At 61.6% G+C, this 6,418-nt stretch carries 7 protein-coding genes; 4 read left to right on the top strand and 3 right to left on the bottom strand.

What is annotated here, in order from left to right; genetic code table 11:
- Positions 1–43 precede the first annotated feature (43 nt).
- Complete coding sequence (locus GIW02_RS21660) at positions 44–442, top strand: hypothetical protein (RefSeq protein ID WP_236419028.1); 399 nt, start codon at positions 44–46, stop codon at positions 440–442.
- Here the strand turns inward: GIW02_RS21660 and GIW02_RS21665 are convergent.
- On the bottom strand, positions 439–708 hold the full coding sequence (locus tag GIW02_RS21665) for a DUF1652 domain-containing protein (RefSeq protein WP_236419029.1): 270 nt from the start codon (positions 706–708) through the stop codon (positions 439–441). The genes GIW02_RS21660 and GIW02_RS21665 overlap by 4 nt on opposite strands.
- A gap of 248 nt (positions 709–956) precedes the next feature.
- Positions 957–1,979 (bottom strand): threonine ammonia-lyase, biosynthetic, encoded by a 1,023-nt coding sequence (gene ilvA, locus GIW02_RS21670; protein ID WP_236422063.1) that lies wholly within the window; start codon positions 1,977–1,979, stop codon positions 957–959.
- Positions 1,980–2,254: 275 nt separating this feature from the next.
- Between ilvA and GIW02_RS21675 the strand changes: the two genes are divergently transcribed.
- Together GIW02_RS21675 and map are read left to right on the top strand one after the other, a co-directional pair.
- Complete coding sequence (locus GIW02_RS21675; RefSeq protein WP_003190946.1) at positions 2,255–2,455, top strand: ParD-like family protein; 201 nt, start codon at positions 2,255–2,257, stop codon at positions 2,453–2,455.
- Positions 2,455–3,246, top strand: a complete 792-nt coding sequence (map, locus tag GIW02_RS21680) for a type I methionyl aminopeptidase (RefSeq protein WP_236420020.1) — start codon at positions 2,455–2,457, stop codon at positions 3,244–3,246. Before GIW02_RS21675 ends, map begins: the two co-directional genes overlap by 1 nt.
- A 395-nt stretch (positions 3,247–3,641) precedes the next feature.
- Here the strand turns inward: map and sfnG are convergent, their stop codons facing one another.
- The gene (gene sfnG, locus GIW02_RS21685) at positions 3,642–4,727 is read right to left on the bottom strand and encodes a dimethylsulfone monooxygenase SfnG (RefSeq protein WP_236419920.1); all 1,086 of its coding nucleotides are present in this window, start codon (positions 4,725–4,727) and stop codon (positions 3,642–3,644) included.
- A 266-nt stretch (positions 4,728–4,993) separates the two neighbouring features.
- Here sfnG and GIW02_RS21690 point away from each other — a divergent pair, with 266 nt between their 5' ends.
- Complete coding sequence (locus GIW02_RS21690) at positions 4,994–6,229, top strand: acyl-CoA dehydrogenase family protein (protein ID WP_236419922.1); 1,236 nt, start codon at positions 4,994–4,996, stop codon at positions 6,227–6,229.
- Positions 6,230–6,418 lie beyond the last annotated feature (189 nt).

Genomic DNA, 6,418 nt, shown 5'->3' on the forward strand with positions numbered 1-6,418 from the left:
AGCGTAGTCTTGCGGGCTTGTCATCCGGCTGAAAGGATTCGCCATGCAGTTGAGCTTCCGCTCCCTCGCCCTCTTCACTGCCCTGCTCTGCTTTGCCCTCGCCCTGGTCTGGGGATTGCGCCCCAACTTGCTGCTTTGGCTATGGAGTGTCGAATACTCGAGTGCTACCGGGCTGGTGTCGCGCCGCAACGCCGCGCTGTTCCTGGGCTTGGGTGTCATGTTTTATCGCGCCCGCCATGCGCCACCCTCGGAGCTGCGCAGCGCCATGACCGCCGGGTTCAGCACTGGCTGCCTGGTTCTGGCCTTGTTGGGCATGGGGGAATGGATCAATGGCAATGCAGGCCCTGGGATCCTGCTGGCGGTGGCGACAGAAACCGTACTGGGCCTGGCGTTTATCCAGGCCCACCGGTCTGCGGTCACCCAACCTCACGCGTCGGTTTAATAGACGCCACGCCCTGCCGCTCTTTGCAGGGCGGGTGTGTGGGAATGTTTGAGGTCTTCGCGCAACCCGGCGATCAGGTTGCAAATGGCTCGACTGCTGTCGAGTTTTTCAGCATTTATACCTTTGACTTCCAAATCCACCCGGTCACGGTCGCGGTCGTCATAGACTTTGATCGTCAGCGAAGCATCTTCGGCTTTGGTGCATTCGCACCGTTTGGGCAGGAAACTTCCTTCAATAATGCTGCGAAGTTCTAATTCCGAAAGCATGGTCAACCTCTCCTTTCTTGAGACTGCCAATGGAGTGTTATCACTGTTCAAGTGGTTGGTTGGCGGGCACGTGCCTGCCGCGTCTTACCGGCCTTGGAAGACGCTTGTAATCACCAAGCCTACTCGGCAAATTCCGCGCTCGTTGTAACTTTTCTTCATAAGCACTGCGCATATTCATAGTCGGTAAAACATGGCGTTTAAATTATCGCCGAACCGCTTCGATTAAACGTTTAACCCCGGCGCTTTGTTTAAACAGTAGGTTGCGCGGCGACTCTTTCAGCAACATGTCGCAAACTATCAAAGTTAATATTCGCCCCTGAATTAACCGCCACCAGGGTTTGCCCGCGTACACCGCGGCTGGCCACGTAGTTGCGAATACCGGCCACCGCCAACGCACCGGACGGCTCAGTGATCGAGCGCGTGTCGTCGTAGATCAGCTTGATCGCGCTGCACAATTGGTCGTTAGTGACCGTGATTACTTCATCCACCCAATCGCGACAGATTTCAAAGCCATAGGCGCCGATTTGCGCCACCGCCGTACCATCGGCAAACCCATCGACGCTGGGCAGCACCACCCGCTCACCGGCCCGCAGGGCGGCCAAAAGACAGCTGGAGCCCTCGGGTTCGACACCGATGATGCGCACCTCGGGCCGCAGGTATTTGACATAGGTAGCGATCCCGGCAATCAAGCCACCGCCGCCCACCGGCACGAAGATCGCGTCCAGCGGGCCCTGCTGTTGTTGCAGGATTTCCATGGCGACCGTGCCTTGGCCGGCGATCACCTCGGGGTCATCGAAGGGCGACACGAAGGTGCAGCCGGACGTCTCGGCCAATTGCAACGCGTGGGCCAGGGCGAACGGGAAACTCTCGCCGTGCAGCACCGCTTCGGCGCCACGGGAACGTACGCCCAACACCTTCAACTCCGGCGTGGTGGCGGGCATGACGATGCGCGCGTTGATCCCCAGCGCCTTCGCCGCCAGCGCCACGCCCTGGGCGTGGTTGCCGGCCGACGCGGTAACCACGCCCCGCGCCTTCTGCGCAGGGGTGAGTTGCACCAGCCTGTTGTAGGCGCCGCGGATCTTGAAGGAAAAGGTCGGTTGCAGGTCTTCGCGCTTGAGCAGCACGTGATTACCCAGCAATGCCGACAGCGCGGGCGCTGCCTGCAACGGGGTGCGCACCGCCAAATCGTAGACCGGGGCGGCGAGGATCTTTTTCACATAGTGTTCAAGCAAACCTGCGTCAGCGGGTTCAGGAACGGGGCGCGTACTCATCGGTGTCTCCTGGCATTTACAGAGGGCCCTGGAGACGGAAAAACAAAACCCGCCTCTAAGGCGGGTTGGGGTGCAGCCGTGTGCTATCCCGCCAAATGAGGAATGGCGGTAATAATAATGCTGGGCTGGCGGCGCAAAGCTTGAAAGGTCATGTCTGGAAATTAACCGGCGGTCGTGCGGCAAGTCAATGGCCAAGCGCCATTTAGCCGCTGGGGGTTTACGCTAGACATACGAAACATATACGCTTTGTATATCAACTCAACACAGTGAAGCACATGGGCATCGTCAAGATCACCGACCAACTGCACGAACAACTGCGCCTGGCCAGTGCTGCCATGGACCGCTCCATCAACGCCCAGGCCGAGTTCTGGATCAAGATCGGCCTGCTCGCCGAACTCAATCCCCACCTGCCCTACAACGAGCTGATCAACAAACTGTTGCTCGATAAACCCGACCTGATCCGGGGGCGCAGCTGATGATCAAGACTGCCGCTCAACTGGCCGTGATGCGTGAATCCGGGCGCCTGCTGGCCCAGGTATTCAGCATGCTCGACGGCTTTGTCGCCGCCGGCCGCTCCACCCTGGAACTGGACAGCGCCGTTGAAGCGTTCATCCGCAACGACCTGAACGCCCGCCCCGCCAGCCTCGGGCAATACGACTACCCCTTCTGCATCAACACCTCGATCAACGAGGTGGTATGCCACGGCATGCCCAGCGCCAGCGATGTGTTGAAAGATGGCGACATCATCAACATCGACATCACCCTGGAAAAAGGCGGCTACATCGCCGACTCCAGCAAGATGTACATGATCGGCACCGTCGCGCCGAAAGCGCAGCGTTTGGTGGAGAAAACGTTCGAAGCCATGTGGGCCGGCATCCGCCAAGTCAAGCCCGGCGCGCGCCTGGGCGATATCGGCCATGCGATCCAGAGCCACGCGCACGCCAATGGCTACAGTGTGGTACGCGAATACTGTGGCCACGGCATCGGCAAACAGATGCATGAAGAACCACAAATCCTGCACTTCGGCCGCCCCGGCACCGGCATGGAACTGCGCGAAGGCATGGTGTTCACGGTCGAGCCGATGCTCAACCAGGGCAGCGCCAAAGTGCGCAGCCTCAAGGACGGCTGGACGGTGGTAACCAAGGACAACAGCCTCTCGGCGCAGTGGGAACATACGGTGGCGGTGACGGCTGATGGCTTTGAAGTGCTGACCCTGCAAAGTCAGACCGACCAATACCCCCACCTCGCCACTGCCCACCAACAATAATTAACACAGCCCCAACCGTGGCGAGCGGGCTTGCCCGCGTTGGGCCGCGCAGCGGCCCCAGCAAGAACGCCGCGCACAGCCAGGCAAACCGAGCCAGCCGCTTGCAGGGCTGCTGCGCACCCCAACGCGGGCAAGCCCGCTCGCCACATATCACCAAACCTGCCACAACACAGAAACTCTCACAGCCCCAACCGTGGCGAGCGGGCTTGCCCGCGTTGGGTCGCGCAGCGGCCCCAGCAAGAACCCCGCGCACAGCCAGACAAACCCGGCCAGCCGCTTTCAGGGCTGCTGCGCACCCCAACGCGGGCAAGCCCGCTCGCCACACATCACCACACCTGCCACAACGCAGAAACTCACACAGCCCGCTTGCCACAACTGCGGTCTGTCGCGCCTATTCACGCCACTTGCTTGATCTCGGCCTTGGCTTCCAGCTCGCGTACCAGCGGCAGCACGCGCTTGCCGAAATATTCGACTTCTTCCTGAAAATGCAGGAAGCCCGCCAATACCAGGTCCACGCCCACGGCCTTCAGCGCGACGATGCGCTCGGCGATCTGCTCTGGGGTGCCGATCAGGTTGGTCTTGAAGCCGTCGTTGTACTGCACCAGGTCTTCGAAGCTGGACTTGGCCCAGTTGCCCTCGCCTTCGGGGGAGGCCTTGCCCGCCTGCTTGGCCGCGTCGCCAAACGCATTCACGGCCTCCGGGTCGGCCTTGTCGATGATTTCCGCGAGCACGGCGCGGGCCTCTTCCTCGGTGTCGCGGGCGATCACAAAGGCGTTGACGCCGATTTTGACCGAGTGGTTGTTCGCCGCCGCCTTGGCGCGGATGTCATCGACCTGGGCCTTGATGCCTTCCGGGGTGTTGCCGTTGGTGAAGTACCAGTCCGACACGCGTGCCGCCATGTCTCGTGCAGCCCGTGAGCTACCGCCCTGGAACACTTCTGGCTGGCCCAGCGGCTTGGGTTTGAGGGTGTAGTTGTTGAAGCGGTAGAAGTCGCCCTTGAAGGTGAAGTCGTCCTGGGTCCAGATGCCTTTGAGGGCGCGGATGAATTCTTCGGAACGGCGATAGCGCTCGTCGTGCTCCAGCCAGTGCTCGCCGATGGCCTGGAACTCGCCCTTGAACCAGCCGCTGACGATATTCACCGCGATGCGGCCGTTGGTGAGTTGGTCGATGGTCGCCAATTGCTTGGCGGCCAGCGCCGGTTGCCACGGGCCTGGCAGGATCGCGGCGATCACCTTGAGCTTGGTGGTCGCGGCCAGCAGTGCATGGCTGAACGCCACGGATTCATGTTGGTTTTCAGCGCCGTAACCGGCGGTGAAACGAATTTGCGTCAGGCCGTATTCGAAGCCTGCGGCTTCGGCCGATTGCGCCAGTTTGCGGTTGTAGTCGATGCCCCAGTGGGTGCGCTGCTCGATCTTGCTGACCACCAGCCCACCGCTGACGTTGGGCACCCAATAGGCAAATTTCACGGCTTGCTGACTCATCGAACGGTACCTCGCACAAGGGAATGTACCCAAGGGTTGAGCAGCAAGCGTGCCAGCCACGGGCAAACGCCCAGCCCATCGGCGCTGCGCTGCACATTCGTCACGCGGATACCCCGCCGCCGCGTGTTGAGGATTGCGCCGGTTTGTTGGATAACTGTTGCCGGGGCAACAGTTATCGGGCGATTGCCCCCGTAAACACTGGCCCCGGCACACGGCACGGACTGTGCAATCCCCCTGGCATTGACCACTGTCCCGGAGCCTTGCCCATGACCGACCATCACATCATCAACCCGCTCTCCCTCGGCGTCGACTACCCCACCCTGGCCGCGCGTTTTCGGCCGATTTTCCAGCGCATCGCCGACGGCGCAGTCGCCCGTGAACAGGGCCGCACCCTGCCCCATGAACCGATCCAGTGGCTCAAGGAGGCTGGCTTTGGCGCCGTTCGGGTGCCGGTGGAATATGGCGGCGGCGGTGCGTCCTTGCCGCAATTGTTCGAACTGCTGATCGAACTGGCCGAAGCCGACTCCAACGTGCCCCAGGCCTTGCGCGGTCACTTCGCCTTTGCTGAGGACCGGCTGAATGCGCCGCCGAGCGCCGGCCGCGACCTGTGGTTCAAGCGCTTTGTCGACGGCGATATCGTCGGCTGCGCCTGGACTGAAATCGGCGCGGTGGCTATCGGCGACGTCGTCACCCAGGTCAGCCCCGACGGCGAGCAATGGAAACTCAATGGCGAAAAGTTTTACAGCACCGGTAGCATTTTCGCCGACTGGATCGACGTGTACGCCCAGCGCAGCGACACCGGCGGCGACGTGATCGCCGCCACCCGCGCGCGCCAGCCCGGCGTTGTCCAGAGCGATGACTGGGACGGTTTTGGCCAACGCACCACCGGCAGCGGCACCTCGCGCTTTACCGATGCGGTGGTGGAGGCTGAAAACGTGATCGATTTCGCCACCCGCTTCAAATACCAGACCGCGTTCTACCAGTTGGTGTTGCTGGCCAGCCTGGCCGGTATCGGCCGTGCCGCGCTGCGCGATGTGGCCCATCAGGTGCGTAGCCGCAAGCGTATTTACAGCCATGGCAATGCGCCGCAGGTCAGCCAGGATGCCCAGGTGCAGCAGGTGGTCGGCGAAGTCGCGGCGCTGGTCTACGCTGCCGAGGCCAGCGCGTTGAAGGCCGCCGTGCCAGCGCAACAGGCGTATGTCGCGCGGTTTGGCGGGGATGAGGCGGCGGAGCGCGCGGCCAATGTGGCGGCCGAGATTGAATCGGCTACGGCGCAGGTGGTGGTGTCGGAGTTGATCCAGCGGGCCACCAGTGAACTGTTCAATGCGCTGGGGGCTTCGGATGTGCGTCAGGGGAAATCCCTGGATCGGCATTGGCGAAATGCGCGGACGGTGTCGTCGCATAATCCGGTGATTTACAAGGCGCGGATTGTGGGGGATTGGGTGGTTAATGGGGCTGAGCCGCCGTTTGTTTGGCAGATTGGGAATGGGCCCAAGGGGTAATTGTTGCGCTGGGTGGTTTTTCAGGGGGTGGGGGATTATCCGTTATTTGGGTAATGGCTGATATTGGTTCCGCTCTTACAGCGGGTCACTTTTGAAAAGAGCCCAAAAGTAACCAAAAGGCTCTTGCCCCACCACTCGGCACCTCGCCTCCGGCTCGGTGTGCCCGCCCGCAGCCTTGAATCCGTGGGC

Source organism: Pseudomonas syringae (genome assembly GCF_021606685.1).
GTDB classification, from domain to species: Bacteria; Pseudomonadota; Gammaproteobacteria; order Pseudomonadales; family Pseudomonadaceae; genus Aquipseudomonas; species Aquipseudomonas syringae_R.

What these genes read in the sequence shown, in the direction of transcription:
- GIW02_RS21660 (WP_236419028.1), top strand. Translation starts at nt 44, where the DNA reads ATGCAGTTGAGCTTCCGCTCCCTCGCCCTCTTCACTGCCCTGCTCTGC.
- GIW02_RS21665 (WP_236419029.1), bottom strand. Translation starts at nt 708, where the DNA reads ATGCTTTCGGAATTAGAACTTCGCAGCATTATTGAAGGAAGTTTCCTG.
- ilvA (WP_236422063.1), bottom strand. Translation starts at nt 1,979, where the DNA reads ATGAGTACGCGCCCCGTTCCTGAACCCGCTGACGCAGGTTTGCTTGAA.
- GIW02_RS21675 (WP_003190946.1), top strand. Translation starts at nt 2,255, where the DNA reads ATGGGCATCGTCAAGATCACCGACCAACTGCACGAACAACTGCGCCTG.
- map (WP_236420020.1), top strand. Translation starts at nt 2,455, where the DNA reads ATGATCAAGACTGCCGCTCAACTGGCCGTGATGCGTGAATCCGGGCGC.
- sfnG (WP_236419920.1), bottom strand. Translation starts at nt 4,727, where the DNA reads ATGAGTCAGCAAGCCGTGAAATTTGCCTATTGGGTGCCCAACGTCAGC.
- GIW02_RS21690 (WP_236419922.1), top strand. Translation starts at nt 4,994, where the DNA reads ATGACCGACCATCACATCATCAACCCGCTCTCCCTCGGCGTCGACTAC.